Annotated in this window: 15 protein-coding genes; 8 read left to right on the top strand and 7 right to left on the bottom strand. The window is 55.8% G+C overall.

The window, feature by feature from the left end:
* Window positions 1-349 precede the first annotated feature (349 nt).
* The 3 genes from ACUNV4_RS17310 to ACUNV4_RS17300 all read left to right on the top strand — a co-directional run bounded on the left by ACUNV4_RS17310 (window position 350) and on the right by ACUNV4_RS17300 (window position 4174).
* Entirely contained in the window at window positions 350-1294 is a 945-nt protein-coding gene (locus ACUNV4_RS17310; RefSeq protein ID WP_430879849.1) for a Bug family tripartite tricarboxylate transporter substrate binding protein, read from the top strand.
* Window positions 1295-2187: 893 nt separating this feature from the next.
* Window positions 2188-2649 carry a tripartite tricarboxylate transporter TctB family protein gene (locus tag ACUNV4_RS17305; RefSeq protein ID WP_430879848.1) on the top strand — a complete coding sequence of 154 codons (462 nt, stop codon included), beginning with the start codon at window positions 2188-2190 and terminating at the stop codon, window positions 2647-2649.
* A 1-nt stretch (window position 2650) separates the two neighbouring features.
* Complete coding sequence (locus ACUNV4_RS17300) at window positions 2651-4174, top strand: tripartite tricarboxylate transporter permease (RefSeq protein WP_430879847.1); 1524 nt, start codon at window positions 2651-2653, stop codon at window positions 4172-4174.
* Window positions 4175-4531: 357 nt separating this feature from the next.
* Here the strand turns inward: ACUNV4_RS17300 and ydiJ are convergent, their stop codons facing one another.
* Entirely contained in the window at window positions 4532-7600 is a 3069-nt protein-coding gene (ydiJ, locus tag ACUNV4_RS17295; RefSeq protein ID WP_430879846.1) for a D-2-hydroxyglutarate dehydrogenase YdiJ, read from the bottom strand.
* Between the two features lie 140 nt (window positions 7601-7740).
* Here ydiJ and ACUNV4_RS17290 point away from each other — a divergent pair, with 140 nt between their 5' ends.
* Complete coding sequence (locus tag ACUNV4_RS17290) at window positions 7741-8643, top strand: LysR substrate-binding domain-containing protein (RefSeq protein ID WP_430879845.1); 903 nt, start codon at window positions 7741-7743, stop codon at window positions 8641-8643.
* Window positions 8644-8799: 156 nt separating this feature from the next.
* On the opposite strand, the gene ACUNV4_RS17285 is transcribed toward ACUNV4_RS17290, so the two are convergent.
* Genes ACUNV4_RS17285 through ACUNV4_RS17265 form a run of 5 tightly spaced genes read right to left on the bottom strand, consistent with a single transcriptional unit; the run spans window position 8800 to window position 13872 of the window.
* On the bottom strand, window positions 8800-10134 hold the full coding sequence (locus tag ACUNV4_RS17285) for an amidase (RefSeq protein WP_430879844.1): 1335 nt from the start codon (window positions 10132-10134) through the stop codon (window positions 8800-8802).
* Complete coding sequence (locus tag ACUNV4_RS17280) at window positions 10131-11432, bottom strand: TRAP transporter large permease (protein WP_430879843.1); 1302 nt, start codon at window positions 11430-11432, stop codon at window positions 10131-10133. Before ACUNV4_RS17280 ends, ACUNV4_RS17285 begins: the two co-directional genes overlap by 4 nt.
* 1 nt (window position 11433) lies before the next feature.
* Window positions 11434-11988, bottom strand: a complete 555-nt coding sequence (locus ACUNV4_RS17275) for a TRAP transporter small permease subunit (RefSeq protein WP_430879842.1) — start codon at window positions 11986-11988, stop codon at window positions 11434-11436.
* 57 nt (window positions 11989-12045) lie between these two features.
* On the bottom strand, window positions 12046-13077 hold the full coding sequence (locus ACUNV4_RS17270) for a TRAP transporter substrate-binding protein (protein ID WP_430879841.1): 1032 nt from the start codon (window positions 13075-13077) through the stop codon (window positions 12046-12048).
* Window positions 13078-13101: 24 nt separating this feature from the next.
* Complete coding sequence (locus tag ACUNV4_RS17265) at window positions 13102-13872, bottom strand: maleate cis-trans isomerase family protein (protein ID WP_430879840.1); 771 nt, start codon at window positions 13870-13872, stop codon at window positions 13102-13104.
* A 246-nt stretch (window positions 13873-14118) separates the two neighbouring features.
* Between ACUNV4_RS17265 and ACUNV4_RS17260 the strand changes: the two genes are divergently transcribed.
* Window positions 14119-15132: a LysR family transcriptional regulator gene (locus ACUNV4_RS17260; RefSeq protein ID WP_430879839.1), complete on the top strand. Its 1014-nt coding sequence runs from the start codon at window positions 14119-14121 to the stop codon at window positions 15130-15132.
* Here ACUNV4_RS17260 and ACUNV4_RS17255 read toward each other — a convergent pair.
* Window positions 15046-15780 carry a hypothetical protein gene (locus ACUNV4_RS17255; RefSeq protein ID WP_430879838.1) on the bottom strand — a complete coding sequence of 245 codons (735 nt, stop codon included), beginning with the start codon at window positions 15778-15780 and terminating at the stop codon, window positions 15046-15048. The two genes, ACUNV4_RS17260 and ACUNV4_RS17255, sit on opposite strands and share 87 nt — an antisense overlap.
* 346 nt (window positions 15781-16126) lie before the next feature.
* Here ACUNV4_RS17255 and ACUNV4_RS17250 point away from each other — a divergent pair, with 346 nt between their 5' ends.
* The 3 genes from ACUNV4_RS17250 to ACUNV4_RS17240 all read left to right on the top strand — a co-directional run bounded on the left by ACUNV4_RS17250 (window position 16127) and on the right by ACUNV4_RS17240 (window position 21369).
* Window positions 16127-18697, top strand: coding sequence for a M35 family metallo-endopeptidase (locus ACUNV4_RS17250; RefSeq protein ID WP_430879837.1), 2571 nt, complete (start codon window positions 16127-16129; stop codon window positions 18695-18697).
* A 4-nt stretch (window positions 18698-18701) separates the two neighbouring features.
* Window positions 18702-19232, top strand: a complete 531-nt coding sequence (locus ACUNV4_RS17245; protein ID WP_430879836.1) for a hypothetical protein — start codon at window positions 18702-18704, stop codon at window positions 19230-19232.
* Between the two features lie 262 nt (window positions 19233-19494).
* Entirely contained in the window at window positions 19495-21369 is a 1875-nt protein-coding gene (locus ACUNV4_RS17240; RefSeq protein WP_430879835.1) for an ATP-binding response regulator, read from the top strand.
* The last annotated feature ends 4 nt before the right edge of the window (window positions 21370-21373 follow it).

Raw genomic sequence — 21373 nt, 5'->3', positions numbered from 1 at the left:
ACGGCTTTTTATGACTGGAGTTGCCCGAAGACTTTGTAGGTTGCGGATGCAGTGGACAAGTTCATTGGGCACTGGAAGACGTCCGAAAGTGTTGCAGTGCAGCCGCAGATAGTAGCGGTCGATCCGGGCCGGTTACACCTGGTTGGACAACACCAGGCTGCCGCTGATTCGAATGGTTGCTGGCCTTGCACCTGTTGCCCGGAGAATGAATATTCATGGGGAGGAAGAGTAGGAAAAAGCAGTAGTAATCTGGTTTGATCAATACTTCCGGGTTTTTGACAAGCAAGAGCACGGGAAGTTGACATTATTAAATATAAATAATTAACTTGGTTGGAAGCAAATAATGAAAATGAAAACGAAATTCGCATCGTCCATATCGGCGTTGACTATTTTTGCATGTAGTTTTTCTGCAATGGCTGCAGATTATCCGTCGAAGCCGATAGAGGTCATCATCCCTTATGGGGCTGGTGGGAGCACGGACACGACTGGCAGGGTCTTCATCAATGCAATAAAGAAGTCTCTCGGGGCAGATGTTGTACCTCTCAATGTTGCAGGTGCTGGTGGCACGATAGGTATGGCTCAAATGTTTCACTCCGAGCCTGATGGCTATACTCTGGGCTTCAGTCCAATTGCTCCGGTAACTGTTCAACCCCACTTGCGTAAACTTCCTTATGGAATGGATTCTTTTGAACCTGTCTGCCTGGTTTCTGACAATCCGAATGTAATTGCTGTTGCGCCCGACAGCGAGCTGAACTCCATTGATGATCTTGTTGCACTTTCGAAAAGCGGCAAGGTTGTTGCCGTCGGTGCTGCACCTGGTTCCATGCCGCATATTGTTCAAGCAGCTGTGGCGAATGCCTATGGCACAAAGTTTACCTATCTGCCAGCAGGTAACGCTGCAAATTCAGCGAAAGCTGTCCTGGGAGGCGAAGCAACGTTTTCCTCCAATGTCTCATCGATGGTGTCTGTTAACGGGCTGAAGGGACTGGCGGTGCTTGCAGACGAGCGATTGGTCGAGCTCCCAGATATTCCGACGCTGAAGGAACAGGGGGAGGACCTCAGCCTCTCCATCTGGTTTGGTCTCTTTGCACCCCAAGGGACTTCGGAAGACAAACTTGACAAACTGGATGAGGCCTGTAGTGAGGCTGTCCAGGATCCAGAATTTCTGGAAGGCATGAAAAAGGCTCAGTCCATTGTGCGTTATCTGCCGCGCAGTGAGTTCAAGGAGTACTACCAGGAGCAGTTCACCAATAACAAGGAACTGCTGGAATTGATCGGGGTGAAAGCAAAATAGCTTGTTGAAAGCGTTGAATCCAGTCAACTCCGATCCACTGTGGCGGGAGCAACTCTCGCTGCAGTGGTCGGAAAAGCACTTTCAATTCTGAATGAAATGGCTGTTTCAGGCCTTGAGACACCTCAGGTTCAGTTCCGAACCAGCGAACAGTCGGTTTGGCGAGCATTTCGACACTGAGATGCTCAATGGCTACTCGGAATGATTCCATGATGCTGCGACACATTGCATGTTCGGGTGGGTGAAGGTGAGGGCCTGTCAAACATGTTGTCACAAACGGTATCACCGAGGTTGCCGGGAAGCGGGGCCTGAAGACCACAAAACTCGACACTATTGGCACAACAAGTTCGAAGTCAATGCCACACGGCTAGATGTGGAAACTCCATGCACTGACGCGAATGTGTGGTTGACGCAAGAATTGCCAGAAAGGACCAGAAGGACGAGTAATTGATAACGGGCCAGAGCATACGTGTGTCACGAATACGCTGGATACAAGGTGGCGCTCTGGTCACGTTGTGTGAGCAGGCCTCCGGGAGTCTCCCTGCGGGGGGATATGCGATTGTAAGCAAAAGGCATGTGGATGGCAGGCCATTGTCTTGGGGTGAATCTGGACAATGCAATAATGGCACCTCAGGAAATAGCCCGGCGAAAATCCGTTGTATGTCTGGGCTACTTCCGTGCGTTGAAGGCAGATGCGGTGCATGTTTATTGAACGGCTCCCAATCCGACAATCAAACGAGAGCAATTGTTTTCGAGTTCATGGAAGCAGAATACAATGGTATTTGCTGTCATGCGCCGATCATGATGCAAGAAAGGGTAGGTGCGAGTTGGCATGTCATGGTTGACTGATCATTCGCAACTGCTGGGGAGGTTTGGTCATTGCTACGAGGTTTCTCATGAAAAAGATCAATAACGCGGATACCTATCTGGGGGGGATCTCTCTTCTCCTGGGGGTGATTTTTCTGGTCATCAGTTACAAGGAGAGCGCGACGGTCTTTGTTCTTCAGGGTGATGCTCCACCGTTTCTTGTGCCGCAGATCTATCTCTTCTTGTGGATTGCGATATCGGTGGCTCTGCTGCTTGGTGGCTTGTTGGGCAAGGGCACACCCATACCCACCGTGGACAAGAAAAGGCTTGTCAGTGTCATTGGCTGTGTCGCCATTGGCGCGGTACTCATGAAGTATATCGGTTTTGTTTTCGCCGGGGCCATATCGGTGATTGGTACATGCATTCTGCTTGCCTATCGGAAGATATGGATTGTGTTTCTGACCGGTATTCTCAGCGGCGTTCTTGTCTGGGCTCTGCTCAGCGGCTTTGCAGATATGCCATTGCCCACTTTCCCGGGAATGAGGTTCTGATATGAATTTCGATACATTGATAGCATCATTTGGTTTGTTCGACCCTCTGGCTCTAGCCATCATGTTGTTGGCAACCAGCGTCGGCATGATCGTTGGTGCCTTGCCAGGGCTTGGGACAGTCACGGCACTTGCCATGATGCTGCCTTTCACCTATGTGCTGACGGCGCCTCAGGCCATCGGGATGTTGCTAGCGATCTATGTTTCTTCCGTTTATGGCGGCTCCATCCCTGCATTGCTCATCAACGTTCCAGGTACACCGCAGTCGGCTGCAACCACATTCGATGGCTATCCCATGGCCAAACAAGGGAAGGTCGCTGAAGCACTGGGTTGGGTAACCATGTCATCGGCAATAGGTGGCATTTTTTCCATGGTCGTCCTGATGTTTGCAGCTCCACAACTGGCATCCATTGCAATCAACTTTGGCTCCATTGAGACTTTTGCTCTTATCGTTTTCTCTCTCACGACCATAGCCTGGGTGTCGAAGGGCAATCCATTGAAGGGACTGCTGGCTGGAGTTGTGGGTGTTTTTCTTGCCACGATAGGCGTGGATGAAATGAGTGGAACCTACCGTTTCACTTTTGATATCTTCGCTCTATCGGCTGGATTTCATATTGTTCCGATACTTATAGGTCTGTTTGCTGTTTCGGAAGTTTTTGCGACAGCTGGCACCGGGATCAAGAAGGTGGCGCAGCCAATTTTGAGTACAGGGTTCAAGGTAGCCTCATTCAAAGAGTGGAATGCGCGAAAAGGTACCCTACTTCGAGGGTCGGTTATCGGCACATTTCTAGGCATCCTTCCCGGAGTCGGGGCAACGGCAGCGTCTCTGATTTCCTATGCTCAGGCTCGGGCAAGTTCACCGCGGAAAGACAATTTTGGCGAAGGCGAGCCTGAAGGGCTGGTCGCCTCTGAGTCGGCGAACAATGCTGTAACGGGTGGAGCTCTGGTTCCAACTCTTGCGCTGGGAATTCCAGGAGATGCAGCCACGGCAGTCATGATGGGTGCCTTGGTCATTCATGGTATTACTCCTGGTGTTCAGTTGTTCAATCGTAGTCCAGAGTTGGTCAGTTTTATATTTGTTGCCCTCCTTGTTGCCAATATCATGATGTTTTTCGTGGCAGTCGCAGGTGCACAGATATTCAGTCGAGTGCTTCGCATGCCCCATGCTCTGATCATGGGAGTTGTTGTAGCGCTGTCATTTGCGGGTTCTTATGTAGTCCGCTTCAGCATGCTTGATGTCGGGGTTGCGATAATTGCGGGGGCCATCGGAGTTTTCCTTCGTTATGCCAATGTTCCACTCGCTCCAATTGTCATTGGTTTTATCCTTGGAAAACCTTTGGAGACCAATCTGCGGCAGGGACTCATCCTGACCGATATGAATCCGCTCGCGTTTTTTCAGAGTTCCATCGCCTGCGTATTATTTCTGATCACGGCAGTTGTCATTCTATATCCTCTCATTGGTCCGAAGCTTGTTAACCGTTCAAGGTTGAAAGCGAAGAAAGATGCGGCGTCAACAGACGAAATGTGAGGACTGAATCGAAGCTGAGCTTCAGGCGGGGAGTGCCAGGGACTGCTCTCAAAGGGAGAAAGGAGTCTCATCCATTTGTCTTGATGTATTCGAGTGGGATGGATGAGCCGTCGCTGGCCAGGTGGCTACCAGTGAGGTCGCAACCAGACGTTGGCTACTTCGCGTAAGTTCAGCGTCAGAGTTGCGTGGTCGCCAGTGATGAATCCTGATTGTACAAGGCGATATCAAGGAGAGCTCGTGCTTCTTACTTCCTGATACTCAATGACGTTCAGTCCCACAGCGTGGGTTTGGTCGCTTGAGCTCGACGGCTTGCTGGGGCCGACCACGACAAATGACCCCAGTACTGGCGTACTGGTTTCAGTTGGAGTGACGCCGCAGCTGTTTCAGCAGAACTTGAACCGGATGAGGAATCTGTTGCTCATCAAAGCGCTTCACCTGGCTGCGACAGGAATAACCGGTCGCCATCAGTCGACCCTTGTTGGACGCCTCGTTCACCGGTTGGCGCCAGCTCAGATCATATATTCGGAGGGAGGTTGCGTAATTGGCTGTTTCGTGACCGTAGGTGCCGGACATTCCGCAGCAGCCAACCGTGAGTATCTCGAGTTTCTGGCCTAGTGCTTCGAACAGCAACTGCCAGCTGCGGACCGACGGCGCCGCTGAGGTTTTCTCGGTACAGTGTGCCAGCAGCCTGAATTGCCCCTGGGGCAGTCGAGATGCCACGGCTTCGAGCGCACTCTGCTGCTGCACCAGCCATTCCTGGATCAGCTGCACCGGCGGCAGTTCCTCGGCGGGCATTGCGGATCCATACTCCTGACGATAGGTCAGCGTCATTGACGGGTCGATACCGACCAGCGGCAGTCCTTTGGCAGCGAGTGTATTGAGCAAGCTGGCATTACGCTGTGCCGCTTTCTCGAACGCAGCCATAAAGCCATGCACGTGCAGTGGCTTACCGTTTGGTCTGAAAGGCGCCACTAGTACATGGAAGCCGAGTTGACCGAGCAGATCGATCAGGTCCAGCACCAGCTGGGTCTCGAAATAGCTGGTGAAGGCGTCCTGTACGATGATCACGCTTCTGTCACGTTGTGACTCGGACAGCGCAGCCACGGTCTCGGATGTGGCAAGGTCGATGCCGCGCTGGCGCAGTCCGACAGTCAGATTCTGGCTGCAAATGGCCGGGCTGTCGACCATGCCCAGCTGGTGCCGGAAAACCCGCTTGATCAGTGGATTGCCCGTGGCCCAGTTATAGGGTGCCGGAAAACGTGCCAGCAGCGGTATCACATGTTCCAGGCTGCCAACGAAGTAATCCTTCATCGGGCGCAGATAACGCCCGTAGTAAAGCTCGAGAAAGCGGGATCGGAAGTCTGGCACATTGACCTTGACCGGGCACTGACTGACGCAGGATTTGCAGGCGAGACAACCCATCATCGCCTCATGTACCTCGTTGGAAAAATCATGTTCACCGCGCCTTTTTGCCAGGCTGTTGTGCAAGCGGTTAGGCAACGTGCGCATGAAGGAGAGTTGTTTGACTCGATCGCTCTCCACCTGCAAATCGACACCTTGACTGGACATCAGTCGCAACCATTCGCGAATCAGCGACGCTCGCCCCTTGGGAGAATGGATTCGCTCCCGGGTTCCCTTCCAGGACGGGCACATCGCATCGTTGGGGTCGTAATTGAAGCAGGCGCCATTTCCGTTGCATTTCATCGCAGAATCATACGTTTGGCGTACGTCTCGACCAATCTGACGGTCGTGCTGCCCGCGGGTTGGTACCTGATCGATTCTCAGCAATTCGGCACTGTCGATCATCGGAGTCGCTATCTTGCCTGGATTGAGCTGATTGTGCGGATCGAAGGCAGCTTTGATGCGTTTCAACTCCGGGTAGAGTTCCCCAAAAAACTCAGGCGCATACTCAGAGCGCATCCCCTTGCCATGCTCGCCCCAGAGCAGCCCCTTGTATTTGCGCGTCAGCCCAACCACTTCATCGGTGATCTCGCGAATCAGCCCTACCTGGGACTCATCCTTCATGTCGATGGCCGGGCGAACATGCAGTACCCCGGCATCGACATGACCGAACATTCCGTAGTCGAGTCCTCGCCGATCCAGCAGCGCACGAAACTCCATGATGAAGTCCGCCAGGTTCTCCGGCGGTACCGCGGTATCTTCGACGAACGGAATGGGACGTCGCTCGCCCTTGGCATTGCCCAGCAGCCCTACCGCTCTTTTGCGCATGCTCCAGATCTTGTTGATCTCGCTGGCGCCATAGGCCACCGTATGCCCAAAGTTTTTGCCACTCTGGCCGCGGACCTGTTCGAGGTGGGCCAGAAACCTGTCTACATCGTCCTGCAACTGTGCTTCGTCGTCGGCGGTATATTCAACAAGATTGATGCCTTGGATCTCGGGCTCACCGGCCTGCTGTGGAAAATAGCCACTTACCGCATCCCAGACGATATCTCCCATCGCAAGATTCAGTACCCTGGAGTCGATGGTTTCGATCGAGGTTGGCCTCCAGGCGGTCAATGCCTTGGCATCGCGTAGCGAACTTTCGAAGCTGTCGTACTTGATATTGATCAGCGCTGAAAACTTCGGAATCGGCAACAGGTTCAGTTTCGCCTCGGCGATAAAGGCCAGCGTCCCTTCGGCCCCGCAAAGCACCGAATTGAGATTGAAGCGCCCCTGTTCATCACGGATATGAGCAAGGTCATAACCCGTCAGGCAACGGTTGAGTTTCGGGAATCTGGCCTCGATGTCGTCGCGGCGGGTGCGGTAAATTTCATCCAGCAACCGGTGCGCTACACCGATGCGGTCATCCCGCTGCTTGATCCTGGCCAGTTCAGTCTCGTCGAGCACCCCGGATTCCCAGCAACTGCCATCGAGCCATACCGAGCGCAGCTCGAGGACGTGATCGCGCGTCTTGCCGTAGAGGCAGGATCCCTGACCGCTGGCATCGGTATTGATCATGCCGCCAATGGTCGCGCGATTACTGCTCGAAAGCTCGGGTGCGAAGAACAGGCCATGCGGTTTCAACGCAGCATTCAGTTGATCCTTTACCACGCCGCCTTCAACCCGCACCCAGCGCTCTTCGGCATTGATCTCGAGGATGCGGTTCATGTGCTTCGAGGTATCCACGATGAGTCCGTCCGTCAGCGACTGTCCGTTGATGCCGGTACCGCCGCCTCTGGGGCTCAGATGGATGCCGGCAAAACGCGCTTCACCGGACAGTCGTGTGATCGATATCAGGTCTTCCTCGGTTCTGGGGTACAGGACCCCCTGCGGGAGCAATTGATAGATGCCGTTGTCGGTGGACTGGACCACCCGGTTGGCATAGTCAGGGCTGGTTTCACCGCTGAAGCCTTGCTGCTGCAGGCTTTCGATAAATTCGAGGTAGAGACTGTCCGTGGTATCAGATTCGGCAATGCGTGGAATCATGGTGCTTGGAAACCTGTCGTTGAGAAGCAGTTGTTACCATTCGGACTATGTTAGGAATCCTTGCTAATCATTATTGAGGAATTTTATTAACCAAACAATAATGCCATTGGTTAAGCTATTGTTAAAAAAAAGTTAAGGGTATGAGTTCAACAGACGATCTGGCATTTTTCAGTCGCGTGGCAATGAACGGCAGTTTGACGGCTACCGCTCGTGAGCTCGGTCTGTCGTTACCAGCCGTGAGCAAACGCTTGACTCTGCTCGAACAGCGACTTGGAGTTCAGTTGATCACTCGGACGACCAGACGTCTTGATCTTACTCCTGAAGGGCTACTGTACCTCGAAGGTGCGCGACCCATCCTGCGCGAGCTTGAAGAGCTGGAGAGTGCAGTTAGCAGTCGTCAGCAAGACTTGCGCGGACAACTGCACATAAACGCGACGTTTGGTTTTGGTCGTCGTCATGTCACTCCATTGCTCTCGACTTTCGCCAAACTGTATCCGGAAATCGAACTGTCGCTCGACCTGTCCAGCCAACCCGTAAATCTGCTGACTTCCGCAATCGACATCGACATTCGCTTCGGCGAACTCCCTGACTCACGGCTCGTTGCCTGCCACCTGCTCGATAATCCCAGGGTCCTGTGCGCTTCACCAGATTATCTGGCGCGGAAGGGCACTCCTCGCGAAATCGGTGACCTGCTGAATCATAATTGCATCATTCTTCGTCAATTCGAGAGTGACTATGCCGTGTGGCGATTTCTCCATGCGGGACAGGAACGAGCCCTCAAGGTTAAAGGCACTCTGAGCAGTAATGACGGAGAAGCCGTGGTCAGCCTTGCGCTTGATGGGCATGGGCTGATTCTGCGTTCACGCTGGGATGTGCATGAGCAATTGCGTCGGGGCGACCTGGTCGCCGTGCTTCCCGACTACGAGGCTCCCCGGGCGGACATTTACGCTGTTTATCAGCATAGACGACACGTACCCGCGCGTATTACAAAGTTTGTTCAGCATCTCGCACAGAATCTTCCCGATCGGTTCCAGGATGCTTGAGTCCAGAAAAAGAGTTGTCGCCAAGGTCGAGCGGGGAGGGCGGCACGGGTGACGAAGCATTACACCCGGAAGGCTGGTTGTCGAGTGCGTTGGCTGCCTGCCAATCCGATGGGTGGCAGGCATACGCAAACGCCTTGCAACAGATAGCCCGGCAGCTCAATCCGCAATGTCGAGTGTTGTGGCAAGGCTCAACAGGAGTCCTTCACCGGCATGATCTGCAATGAACTGTACCCCCACCGGCAGTCCTTCAGATAATCCTGCCGGACAGGCAAGACCTGGCAAGCCCGCCGCATTGACCCAGCCGGTGTACACGGCGTGTCCGCGTGGGCCGACCGCTTTCCCGTCAATCGTTTCCGGGTAGGCCTGTTCCGCAGACCAGGGTGGCGCTGCCGCAGCAGGGGTCACAATGGCGTCGTAACCCCAGAGACCGCGGGCTGCCTCCCGCAATGCGAAGACACGGGAAAGTACTTCATGAAACGACGCCGCACTGATGAGTGCACCACGGTTCGCCATTTCCTGGTACTTTTCAGCAGCGGCAGCCATGACGGTCGGGTCCTTCGACTGCATATGAGCCAATCCGACTTCAGCAATCTGGCTCCAGACCTCATTCATCGGACCGAGGTCAACTGGCAGGGTGCCTTGCACCACCCGATGACCCATGCTGGACAAACGTTCGATGGTTGATTCGAATACATCTCGTATGCCCGGATCACAAGGCGCGTCCTGAATTTGCGCCACAGCGAGAATATCGAGCGGGCGAGGATGCGGGCGCATGGGTTGCTTGGCGAGAACCTGGTGCAACAGGCATAGATCGCGTGCGCTGCGCGTGAGTGGCCCAACCGTTTCGAAATCGAGCAGCACCTGCATCAGGCCGCCTCCGCGGCGCACGTTACCGATGCCCGGTTTCAGCCCCCACAGTCCGGTGTAGGCAGCGGGTCTGCGAATGGAGCCGCCACCATCGGTACCCAGCCCGACGGCCGCCATACCTGAGGCCACGGCGGCAACAACACCGCCGGATGAACCTCCGGGTGTCAGAGTCGGGTCATACGGGTTGCGTGTGACACCGAATGTCGCATTGCCGGTATAACCCTCGACCGCAAACTCCGGTGTGTTTGCCATGCCCAGTACGATGGCACCGGCCTTGCGTAGTGCGGCAACGGGTATCTCATCCTGCTCAGGTACTCTGTTTGTCAATACCGCATTTCCCCAGGCCGCCGGCAATCCTGCGCAGACAAGGTTATCCTTCAGGACAAGGGGTACGCCGTCCAGCACGCCAAGCGGTGTGCCGCTCTTCCAGCGATCCCGGGACTCGACAGCCCGATCGAGCACATCGCTTGCGCGAGTGGTAAAGGCATTCAGTATCGGGTTGAGCTGCTCGATGCGTTCGAGGTGAGACTCGGCAATGGTGACCGGATCACTGCGTCCGGTAGCGTAATCACTCAGCAACTCGGTTGCGTCTTCAGCGTTGCTGACAAGATCCTGCACATTCATTGTCCAACGGCCTCCGGTAGCCAGGTTGCAATGGCAGGCCACAGGATCAGAGCGGAAGTGAAGAGGAGCATGATGAGTGCATAGGGTATGGCACCTGTTACCACGTCCATGAAGGGGCCCTTGTCGCTGCGCACGCCGTGCACGACATAGAGATTCATGCCGACCGGCGGAGTGATCATGCCCAGCTCACACATCAGCACCACGAAAATGCCGAACCAGACGGGATCGATCCCCGCCGATACGACGATGGGAACGACAATGGGTATTGTCAGCACTTGCATTGAGAGCACATCCATGAACATGCCCAGCACCAGGTAGAAGCCCACCAGTACAAAGAGTAATTCCACCGGGGTCAGACCCAGACTCTCGACCCATAGCGACATCACCTGGGTGATTCCGCCGAGCGCGAGTGTCAGGTTGAGCGTGAAAGCGGCCACGATGATCAGCAGGATCATGCCCGTTGTCTTGGCGGTCATGCGAAAACAGAGGTCGAGGAATTCGATGCTGAGCTTGCCCTCGGCCCAAACGAAACCAAGGGCAACGATGACGGCCAGTGCGGCACTTTCGGTTGGTGTGGCAATCCCGAAATAGATCGATCCCATGACGATGAGAAAAACGGTGCCAGCGGGAACAAGGTGCCTGAGCGATTGGAGCTTCACCTGCAGGGGGACATCCTCTTCCCGGAACTCACCGCCCGGTGAAAGAATGTCCTGCACCGCGATGAACAGCATGAAACCGAGCGTCAGCAGGATTCCGGGTATGATCCCTGCGAGAAAGAGTTGTCCGACCGAGACACTCGCCAGAGAACCGTATACCAGCAGATTGACCGATGGGGGAATGAGAATTCCCAATGTGCCACCTGCGGCAAGAGAGCCAAGTGAGCGGGAGGGACGATAGCGTCGTTCGGTCAGCGCGGGGAGAGCCACGGTGCCCACGGTTGCGGCCGTCGCAACCGATGAACCGGACGTTGCCGCGAACAGCGAGCAGCAGCCGACGTTGGTATGCAGCAGCCCTCCAGGGAGGCGACCGAGCCACAGTGCCAGTGTGGTGTACATGCGATCGGCAAGGCCGGATCGCAACAGCAATTCGCCCAGCAGGATGAACAGGGGAATGGCCGTCAGCACGGGTTCGTTCGAAGTGCCCCAGAGAACCGGCCCCATGCTCTTCAGCAGGGCAGGACCGTAGAGAATCATGCCTCCTGCCACTCCCATCGCAACCATGACCGTGGCGACTGGCAGGCCGACAAGCAGCATGCCCATCATGATCGAAAAACCGACAAACACGTCAAGAATGCTCATGTCATCGTTCCTTGAGCTGTTCGAGTTCTTCGCTCAGATCGTCCTGCGCGGATTTCGGATTGAATTCCCTGGCCAGTTGGGTGTAGTCAGCCGAGAGGAACAGTCGCGTTGCCCGGCCTGCGAGCACGAAGGAGCACAGAGCGAAAACGACCAGACCGGCGTACCAGGCCGATTGAGGCCAGATCAGTGGCGTTCGCCAGGGCGTGGCAGCCGTCGAGCGGTATTCCAGCGTGTCGGTGATCACGAACCAGCCCACGTACAGGAAAAACAGTCCGATCACGCCGAGCGAGATGACCGAAAGCCAGTCGATCAGCGCCTGCAATCTGAGTGGGAATCGTGCGTGCAGTACATCGATGCGGATATGTGCGCGATCGATCATGGCGACAATGAAAGCCAGGGAGGCGCCGAGCGCCAGAATGTAGCCCCCCAGCTCATCCGCCCCTTGCAATGAGGTATTGAACAATTTGCGCAGCAGCGTTTCCAGCGCAACGAAGGCGGACAGGAACAGCAATGCCCATCCGAACAAGCGGCTGATCCATGTGGCCAGACGATCCATGACATTCTCCCGAAACGAGAACGACCCGGGCTCAACAGACCCGGGTCCGGTTGTTGTTTACAGCCCGCGCGCTGTACCGACCGAGTCCATCCATGCTGCGGAGCAGCCTGGATTGGAGACATCGCACACTTCCTTCCACGCAGGGAAGGAGACATTGGGTACCGCAGTGCCTACCAGTTCCATGTCTGCGGCACTTGGCTCGACCAGTGTCAGGTTGTATGAAGTACCTGTCTCGCAGGGCTCCTCGCCGGTATTGCAACGCACTGCATCGGTGAAGAGTTCTTCGGAATACGTCCAGATCTGTTCGCTGAGTTTGTCGAATCCGGCCTGGAGCTTCGCCTGTTGATCGGGCGTGAGCTTTTTCCAGGTGTCGAGGTTGATGCCGTAGCCATTCATCGCCAGTTGAAAGGCGATGGGCATGGTATACGAGCTGACTTCGGGCCAGCCGGCTGAATTGGCAGAGGAGGGGCCGGTAATCGCGCAATCGATGACACCCCGGGCGAGTGACTGCTGAACTTCAGGAAAGCCGATCGGTACTGGCGTGCCGCCAACGAGCGACACGAATTCGGCCAGGTTCTGGTCGTATACGCGTACCTTCAGTCCGGTCAGATCGGCCAGCGAGTCGATCTCCGGTTCGCAGAACAGAACCTGTGGTCCGAACGGCCAGACACCCAGGAGCTTGGTATTGAACCTCTCCTGCAGTCGAGCGTCCACGATCGGCGCAAACTCGGCAACGGTCGTGCGACCTGTGGCGTAGTCAGGGTTCAAACCGACCAGGTCAAGGCCCAGTATGGTTGGTTCGTCTCGCGATACCTGGCTCAGGCGGAGGGACACGATATCGAACAGTCCGTCCTTCAGGATGCGTAGCTGCTCAGTGTCCTTGATGCCGGTGACATCCACCGGCTGATAGTCTGCTGTAAATCCCTCAAGACCGGTCTCGGTCGCAAAGTTCTCGAAGAATGGTTGTTCCACATTCTTCTGGATTAGGCCAGTGGCGACAGGCTGGCCCATCACGCGCAGATTTTCCGCGCTGACAGGGGCAGTCAGAATGGCCAGCGCAATGGCACTGGCGGTGATTTCATGTTTCATGGCGTCTATCTCTGGTCGGGTTGTTCAATGATGGGTCAGGGAAGTGTCGAGTCGTGCCACACGTTCGAAAACGCTTCCCCAGCCGGTGATTCGCGAAGGATCCAGGCCTGTCTTTCTCAGGCAGTAAGCCGCAGTGACGGCGACGGAGTCGAGCACAGGAATGCCACAGGATTGTTCGATGCGTTCCGCGATCGGGGCGCCCCGAAAGTTCGTACAGACGATGGCAATGGCGTCTGGTCGGGCCTCGGCGACGTCTTCCACCAGCGCGCCAACTTGCTCGGCCGGGTAGGTGGCGAAGCTGTAGTTGCCCTTGTCTTCCAGGTGAGCCTCGGCGACGATCTGGATACCCTGGGTTGCATAGTTTGCTTCGATTCGGCTCTGTATCTCGCCAAGGTATGGCGTCACCAGTCCCAATCGGGTGACCTTCAAGTCACGCAGCAAGTCATCGTAGGCGAGCATGGTCGAAGTCGCCGGAATACCGGTTCTGTCGGTGATCGCTGCGCAGAGCGCGCGGTCCTTGTCCAGACCCAGCCATGAGGCGGAGGTGCCGTTCCAGGCAATCAGGTGCGGATTGCTCTCTGCCAGTCGTTCGGCAGCATCCAGTATCGGATCCATGACGAACTGCGACTGAGAGGCTTCCGACATCGAGATCTCGACGACACGGAAGCGTCCGAAGTGGGCGCTGGCATCTTGCCCGAGTGGCGCGAACATGGCTGATGTATACGGTTCCAGTACGGTATTGGACGAAGGAGTCAGCATGCCGATTCGGCGACCGTCAACAGGCGTGAATCTCATGCTCTGACCTGCCGCTGTGTCTCGCGGTTGGGAGCTTGTCGTTCATCCGGCCAGTTGTTTCTGATGACTGGTTCGTGATTCACGGTCGGCTCCGGCAGGGCGTGTCCCTTGCAGTAGGTAGGTGGCATTTTCAGTGTCCGTCAAGCAACGTCGAAAACAGAGTAGCGCAACGGTGGATTGCCATCTACGGCAAAATCTGTAACGCTGCATTCTCGTTTTGAGAATGGTTTGAGGATATCCGAGAACATGAAACTTCATCTGGTACCGCGGCAGTTGCTCTATATCGCAGCGGTTGCCGAACATGGGTCGGTTCAGGCGGCATCGCGTGCGCTGGGAATTGCTGCATCGGCGATCGACCGTCATGTCAAGTCGATGGAAGCGGACTCTCGCGTGCCTCTGTTCGAACGTCTGCCACGTGGGATGCGTCCCACTGCAGCCGGTGAAGCCGTCGTGGTCATGGCTCGTCGCTGGAGTTCGGATGCGGAGCAGCTGGAAAACGCGTTGCTGGAAATGCGTGGGGTAAAGCACGGCAGCGTGCGACTGGCTGCCATGGACAGCTTGTCCAATGGCATTCTGGAAGATCTGCACGCCTGGCTACGCGCTGAACATCCCCATATCCGGTTGTCGCTTGATATCGTCACGCCTGCGGAAGCCGCTCGCGCACTAGACGAAGGCGCTGTCGAGATTGCCATGGCTTTCAACCTGCCGCGACTGCGCCACCAGCACGTGCACTGGTCTGACAAGTTGCGCTTCGGTTGCATTGTGGCACCGGGTCATCCGCTTGCCGACGTACCGCATACCTCACTGGCCAAGGTGAGTGGTCATGCGCTGGTATCACAGAACAAGATGCTGCCAATGAGGCAGTATCTCGATAATCGCTACGCCTGGTTCTTTGCGGAAAACACCCCGGTGCTGTCTTCGAATTCTCTACAACTCCTGAAGCAGGTTCTGCAGAGCGGCGATGTAGCCATGATCACGTCCGAGCTGGATGTGCTCCCGGAAATGCATCAGGGTACGCTGTTGTTCCTGCCGCTGAAGGACAAGGCTCTCTCGTCACCTACGATCTCGGTGGTGATCGATGCGCGTCGTCCCTTGTCACGTGCAGCGCGATTGGTGGCAGACTACCTGGTCACGCGCACGCAGACATTGCTGGCCGAGGCAAGAGGCAGGGCCTCATCCCAGACGACAACTGACCTCACCGAATCCGCTGATCCTGCCCAGGACGTGGGTTCCGGGGGGGAAGTAGAGCAGGCCCGATAGCGATCCCGTGATGAGGATCTGGCCCTGACGAAGGCCGCCGCAGTGGTTTCCAACGTGCTCGAGAAAGTGCGAGAGCATTGCCAGGGCAGAGCCGCCCGGTACGGTTACCGCACCATCGATCACTTGCTGTTCGCCACACCTCAGGCTGCCTTCGACAGTGCCGAAATCGTCACCGTTCCAGGTCTCGATTGCGGGTCCGACGACAAGTCCGGCGTTCAATTGCATGTCGGCCAGCTTCATCATCGGATCGCTTTCGGCTCCCTCCAGTCGGGTATCGACCAGTTCCAGAACGATACGCGGGCGAAAATGCTGGTTAGGGCTTGCAATATTATCCGGTACGGTATCGGAGATCAGTTCGAAGCCGATTTCAAGCTCGATGCCAAGCCTGTCGTCCGTGTGAACATCGGCACCCGACGGCAGCACGCGACTGGTGCTGATCGGAGCCATGATCGGTGCGCCTTCTGCGCGGCGCGCCACCTTGAAGCCGCCAACAGGCCCCAGGGTCGATTGCACACGCTGCTGAATTTCCAGGGCTTCGGCATAGTCCGGCGTCGGAAGCTGCGATATGTCCGTGCGACGACCCAGGCGGCGTGCCTCGATGAGAGCCTGAGAAATGTCAAGAACAGGTGTCACAGGTGCATCAGTCATCAAATCACTTCCTCGTCTCATTCGGCTGAACGGAATCGCGCAGGGGTATCCTGAAGTCGGCGAGCCGGAAATGTTCGCATTCCAAACCCTTGCAAGCGGTTTGATGGTCAGTTCCAGCATCGACAGTGAGCATCATATCGCAGATGTTGATCCAGGCCGAGAGATCTTTCTCATGCTCGGAAGAGGGTTTTGCTACTGTTTGTGACGTCTTCACTTGCTTTCATGCCGCTGTTCACGCGGATGGTGATCGGGTGTGATGCGTTCCGTTGATGCGCCAACGGAAAGGTTTCGATGCTCGTTACTCGGTATAATGCATTCATCGAGTGGAATTCGAGTAAGAAAAGGGATGCGTGCGTCGTCAATTCGTCGTCAATCAATGGCGGCTTGCATCGGATTGTGTGCCCTGAGTGCACAGGCTGATCCACTGGAGATATCGCTGACGGCCGGTCCGGCGGAAGGCTCCGTTACCGTGAGTCTCAGCAATTCCGGGCAGCATCCACTGTCGATTCTGAGCTGGGACACACCGTTCGAGCAGACATTGTCCAGTGATGTCTTTCGTATCGAGCGTGTTCTCAAGCAATGGCCACTGAAAGAGTCAGCGTCGTACATTGGCCGTGAAGTCAAGCGTGTCGCTCCCGCTGCCGAAAACTACCTGACGGTGGCACCAGGCGCGAGTCTCAGTACCGTTGTTCAGTTGAATGACTATTACCGCATAGATCGATCGGACACTCGTCAGATTCAGTTCGTCGGTGATATCCGCTACTTCGAGAACGCAACAACGGGTTCGACCACTCTGACTCGAAAGATCAGCTCGGCAGAGGAATTGCTGGTCAGCGAAATGCAGTCGAACAGACTCTCGATGGACGTGTATCCATCGATCGAGCGCCGAATTCAGGTACCGGCCTATAACAATTGCTCGGCGCAGGAACAGAGCGATATTCTTGCTGCGACCGAGGTTGCCGAACAGTTGACTGCAACGGCTGTGCAGGATCTCAACGGGCTGGCCATTGATGAACGTTCGGGGTCGCCGCGTTATACAACCTGGTTCGGTGAATATACCGAGGCACGTTTCGATCGCGTGGTCGCCAATTTCGAGTCCATGGAAACCGCTTTGCAGGAAGAAACCCTGCGTTACGACTGTGGCTGTGATGAGGCGGGTACCTATGCCTATGTCTATCCAAGCCGACCGTATGATGTCTTCCTCTGTCCCGAATTTCGTCGTGCCAATGTCGATGGAACGGATTCTCGCGCCGGAACCATCATTCATGAACTATCGCATTTCACGGTTCTGGCCGATACCGATGACCATGTGTACTCTCAGCGAGGCGCACAGAGTCTGGCGATTTCAGACCCTGACAAGGCTATCAGCAATGCTGACAATCACGAATATTTTGCAGAGAACACCCCTTTTCTGGATATTGCAGGTGTGGTTGAACCGCCCGACATCGTGGAACATGTCGTGCTGGAGCTGGACGTACCGGTCAGTGGAGAGCTGGCTACCAATGAACGCCTGACCTATCAGGTCGATGACGCCAGTGTTGTCAAACTGACATCGACAGGGGGTGATGCCGATCTTTTCATCTACACGGATGAGGAGATGACCGCTGAGAGTTGCCGTTCATTGAGCGTGACCAGCGAAGACATCTGTGAGATTGCTGGTGCGGGAACGGTATACATCGAGGTCAGCGCATTCAGTGCAACGAACTTCGAACTGGTCGCATTGAGTGAGGAAATCGATGTGCCGCCGGAAGAGGTGGTTGCGGTGCTGGCGCTGGATACGCCGGTATCCGCCTCTTTGGCTCAGGGTGAACGCCTGGTTTATTCGGTCAGTGGCGCCAACCGGGTCGAGCTGGAATCATTGAGTGGTGATGCCGACCTGTTCGTGTTCGATTCACTCGATTTCGATAATGCAACGCTGGTGTGTTCAGCGGAGGCATCGCCTTCGCAATCAACACTGGATATTTGTGATATCCCATCAAGTACAGCTACCTACCATGTGCTGGTTTCGGCCTACACCGATGCGCAGTTCACGCTGGTAGCGTCTCTGGAAGAGGCGGTTTCCGAGCCGACGGGAACAAGAACCGATATGGGTCGTCTGACAGCCGGCGAGTCACGCAGTAGCACGCTGTCGCAAGGCGATATCCATGTCTTCGTGCTGGGTGGCGCAACGTCAGTACAGGCCACTTCGGATTCCGGTGATGTGGACCTGGCGATCTACGACTCCAGCGATCTGGACAATGCGGAACAGCTTTGTCTGTCGGAAGACTTCAGTTCTGTATCGGTGGTCGATGCTTGTGATTTGCCCAGCGAAATTGACTACTTCGTGGCCATCTTCGGCCATGAGGATTCAGCGTACACCGTCACCAGCGTCGCGGTTCAGACTGTGCCGGATGATGATCCGGTTCCCGAGACGCCAGTAGAGCCCGAAACTCCGGTAGAGCCCGAAACTCCGGTAGAGCCCGAAACTCCGGTAGAGCCCGAGACGCCAGTGGAGCCCGAAACGCCGGTGGAGCCCGAAACGCCGGTAGAGCCAGAAACGCCGTTAGAGCCAGAAACGCCGTTAGAGCCAGAAACGCCGGTAGAGCCCGAGACGCCAGTAGAGCCGGAAACGCCGGTAGAGCCCGAGACGCCGGTAGAGCCGGAAACGCCGGTAGAGCCCGAGACGCCGGTAGAGCCAGAAACGCCGGTAGAGCCAGAAACGCCGGTAGAACCAGAAACGCCGGTAGAACCAGAAACGCCGGTAGAGCCCGAAACGCCAGTGGATCCCGAGACGCCGACTACGTCGGACGATGACCCTGTGGCGCAGGATACCGTGTCATCTTCGTCGTCCAGTGGTATTGGTTCCATGAGCAACTGGGGATTTGCAGTGCTGCTGCTGGCCGTTGCGGCTCGCCGTCGGCGTCGGGTCAGGAGTTGAGTCAGTGAACGCCGTCAGATCAGTGGCACGAGTTCTGGTGCTGTCCCTGCTGGCCGGTACTGCCTGCTCGGCCAGTGACAAACTGCCGCAAGAGGATGTCATGCCAGCGGAAATCGGACAGCAGACATTGCAAGCAGGAATCGAGCTTGCAACGGCAGCAGGTGAGGGCCCTCCACCTATCGTCTTTCATGTGAGTAACCATGCAAGTCAGGCGGTCGACATCCTGACCTGGAACACACCTCTGGAGAAAGAGCTGTCCGCGGATGTGTTTGTCGTGGTGCGTGATGGCAAGACCATGGAATATCTCGGGAGGATGGTCAAGCGCGGCTCACCGCAGCCACATGACTACGTGACAGTGCCTGCCGGCGGGCGTGTCGATGCCACCGTGGATATCGGGCAGTACTATGACATGTCCGAACCCGGTGACTACTCGATTTCCTACAGACCCTATCTGGTTGATGGCCTCATGCAACTGAATCAGGAGACGCCGATAGCCATGAAGAAGGCTACGCTGAGTTTCACGATCAAGGAATGATTTCAGCAGCGTCCACGCTGCGGTTATTTCTGTCACTGCAATCGATCGGTGTTGTTTCCTGCCTGCTGTGCTGCATGCCCGAGCACATGGTAGGGGATGTCTGCCGGCTTTCATGGTAATGTTGAGTTCAAATCCATGCCGGGAAGCGGCATGGGTGGCATCCATGCCTTGAAGCTCATGACATGAAACTGTGCGCTGAGAGTCATCAAGCAAACCGGTTGCGCGGCAGCTGCGACGTCCGCACCGGGTGCGGCAACTCGCGATGAGAGTGATATTGCATCACCTGATGGAAGGCCTGCGACGCTACCGCACGGCACCGCTGTCTGCCCTCGAACATGCGCTGATCCGGAATATTCTGAAAAACAGTTGCTGGTATGCACTGTGGCTGAGCCTCATGTTCGGTCTCGCCATCCACGCGCTGTGGGGTCACGTTCAGACGATCTGGCTGATGCTGTTTCTGACCATGTTCGTGGTCGAAGTGCTCATCAAGATCTCGGCAAGCCGACATTTCACGGGTTTGCCTCCCGAGCAACAGAAGCAGGCAAAGTGGCGGCTGGTATTCGATGCCGGGTCCATCTATTCCGGATTGGTATACGGTACAGCAAGTCTGGTGCTGTTCCTGCCCTTGCCCGAAGAGAATCGTCTGCTGCTGGTTGGCGTATTCTGCGCAATGATTGCCAATCTGTCGGCGGCTACGGCCTTGTTCACGCCGATATCGCGCACCATGCTTCCCAGTCTTGCCGCCCCTGTGGCCATTGCGCTGATGCTCAGTGGTCGACCCATGCTGATTCTGCTGGCGCTGCTGATCGTCGCCTCCATCGCGTGTACCGTCTTTCTCGGTCGATTGTCGCAGCAACGATACCGTGATCTCGCTCGATTGAATCAGGAGAACAAGGCGCTGGTAGAGAGCCTGTCAGAGCAACAGCGGATCGCCGCTGAACACCAGGCCAGGGCAGAGCAGGCTGTCATCGACAAGAGTCGGTTTCTGGCGATGGCCAGTCATGACCTGCGTCAACCCCTGCACGCTCTGGGACTGTTTCACCATGCGCTGAGATTGAAGAGCGAAGATGCCTCCAACAAGCAGCTGTTTCAATCCATCGATCAGTCAACCGATGTGCTGAATTCCATGTTCGACAGTCTGCTGGATGTGTCCAGACTGGATGCCAATGTGGTCAAACCGGAGATCGAGGTCATCGAGCTTGGGCTTGTCTGCAGCATACTGGAGCAGGAGTTCGCACCAGTGGCGCAGGAGAAGGATCTGTATTTCTGCTGTATCACCACGCAGATCAGGTTGCATACGGATGGCACTCTGCTGGCGCGTATCCTGCGCAATCTGATCAGTAATGCCATCAAGTTCACGGAGGAAGGGGGTGTCACGATCAGAACAGAAAAGCGCGGGTTACGACTGCACATACAGGTCAGTGACACTGGGCGGGGCATACCTGAAGAGGAACGACAGAACGTTTTCTCGGAGTTCTACCAACTGGAAGGTGAAGAGCGTTTCTGCACCCTGGGGGTCGGCCTGGGTTTGTCTATCGTCCGGCGATTGTGCGAATTGCTGGATATCAAGGTTCAACTGGACATGAGTGATTCCGGAGGGACACTGGTCACGCTGAGCATGGACTGCCTGACGCAGTCCGACTCGAACAGTGTTCTCTCTGCATCGCCAGCCCTTCTTCCGGCATGTGTTGCATCGGCCGACAGGTCGGGGAGATTGGAGAGTGAAGAGTTCGAATCGACGACATCAATGCAAGGGCGGTGCATACTGTTTGTCGATGATGATCCGGAGATCTGTCGGGCCATGGGCAACACATTGGCTGCCTGGGGGTGTCAGGCCATCTGCGAGCTGGGTGTACAGAGTGCCCTGCACACGCTGGAATCGCTGACATGCACTCCCGATTTGCTGATCTGCGATTTTCAGCTGGCCGATGGCAAGAGCGGTCTGGATGTCATCCACTTGATCCGTGACCGTCTGGCTGTCGATATGCCGGCCATTCTGGTCAGTGGGGTTTGTGGTGTCGAGGAAACTGCGTTGATGGAAGATTCGGGGTTTCAGTGTCTGACAAAACCGGTCTCGGCAGAAAAGTTGAGACGGGTCATCGAGTCAATGACAAGGGAACGGGCTTGTCATCGCTGATTCA

The sequence above is a fragment of the Granulosicoccus sp. 3-233 genome, from assembly GCF_052681095.1.
This window is presented reverse-complemented; position numbering and strand designations above follow the sequence as displayed.